The sequence below is a fragment of the Pirellulales bacterium genome (genome assembly GCA_019636335.1).
Classification (GTDB): domain Bacteria; phylum Planctomycetota; class Planctomycetia; order Pirellulales; family JAEUIK01; genus JAHBXR01.
This window is the reverse complement of sequence record JAHBXR010000060.1, coordinates 1-1,503: the sequence shown is the minus strand read 5'-3', so window position 1 is coordinate 1,503 and position 1,503 is coordinate 1. Positions and strand designations below refer to the sequence as shown.

The following is a 1,503-nucleotide window of genomic DNA, read 5'->3' as shown; positions in this document are numbered from 1 at the left end:
GTGTGAGCGTCAGAAAAGTAGGTAGGAAATCGGCGGTGGTACAATGCTTTGGGGCGAGATTACCTATTTTCCACGTTTCACGGAGGGGAGCGATGTGTGCAGCCGAGCATGATCCGTTGGAGTTGAACGAAGACGAGCAGCGGATTTACGAGTTGTTGGGTAAGGTCTCCGACCAGGAGTTACGGCGAATGGCCAAGCTGCTGGCGGGGAAAGGAGACTCGGAACTGTTCGGGCAAACGGAGTTCGAACTCCGCGACAGGGTGCATGCCCTGGGGGCCCGAGCGTTGGAGGCGGTCGCCGACGAGCGACAAAAAAAGGGGCGGATACGAAGGAGCTAGCTTAGCTTGCCCGCACTGTCGGGGTGACGCGCGTTGCGTCGCGGTGCGTGACAAGCGGATCGACAGCCTGCTGGGACCGATCCGCTATCGGCGGCACTACTACCACTGTGCGGCTTGTCGGCAGGGGTGTTTTCCCCGTGATCGATGCGTTGGTTTGGGCGTGGCTCATCTCACGCCGGCCGCCAGCGAGGTGGCCAGCATCGCGGGCGTGCAGACCAGCTTCGCTCAAGCAGCCGAAGTCACGCTGCAAAAGTTGTGTGGATTGCGGTTGAGCGAATCGACGGTGGAGCGTGTCACCGAAGCGGCCGGCGAGCGTTTGTCCGAGTTGCTGGAGCAGAACATCACGTTCGGCGAAGACAAGTCGTGGAAGTGGCAACGCGATGCACGTGGCAGAACTTGTGCTTATGTGGGCCTGGACGCCACCGGCGTGCGGCAACAAGGCGAGAATGCGGCCAAAGCCGAGGGACGCATGGCCTACGTGGGTCTACTTTATAACCCGCGCAGCAAGCACGACGACCGGCCGCCTGAGCGGCATCAAGTCCGGTATTTAGCGGGTTTTTACGAGCTGGACCAGTTGGGTCTGCAACTGCGTCGCCAGGCGACGCAGGTCGGTTGGGACGAAGCCGAGCAGCAGATCGCGCTCTCCGATGGCGGCGTTGGTCTCGAAGAATTCTTTCGTAAAAACTTTCCCTTGGCGGAGTGCCTCCTGGACTTCTGGCATGCCAAGGAGCACTTGGTTGAACTGAGTCAGGCACTCTGGCCGGACAACGAGACGACGCGTTCCGCGTGGCTCGACTCACAATGCCATCGCTTGAAACACGAAGGGGGACAAGCCGTGCTGACCGAGCTCGAAGCGCTCGAGGTAGGTGAGCGTAGCGCGGCCGTGCGAGAGTGTCATCGCGTCCACACGCAATACTTTCGCAATCACGTCGGACGGATGGACTATCCGCGCTACGTCGCCAACGGCTGGCAGATCGGTTCCGGGCCAGTGGAGAGCGCGTGCAAGACCGTCGTCGCCAATCGCCTCAAAGGGAGCGGCATGCGTTGGGGCAGCGACGGCTCCGACGCCGTCTGCCACCTGCGAGCCCTCTACCTCAGCCAGCCCGGCCAGTGGGAAAGCTTCTGGAAAACTTACCCAAACTAACCACAATCGTGACGCTCACAC

Annotated in this window: 2 protein-coding genes; both read left to right on the top strand. The window is 61.0% G+C overall.

All coding sequences use genetic code 11. The features are described from left to right. The first annotated feature begins 92 nt into the window (after positions 1-92). On the top strand, positions 93-338 hold the full coding sequence (locus KF708_24955; GenBank protein ID MBX3415955.1) for a hypothetical protein: 246 nt from the start codon (positions 93-95) through the stop codon (positions 336-338). Continuing rightward, positions 265-1,482, top strand: a complete 1,218-nt coding sequence (locus KF708_24950) for an ISKra4 family transposase (protein MBX3415954.1) — start codon at positions 265-267, stop codon at positions 1,480-1,482. The genes KF708_24955 and KF708_24950 overlap by 74 nt, the downstream gene beginning before the upstream one ends. Positions 1,483-1,503: the final 21 nt, after the last annotated feature.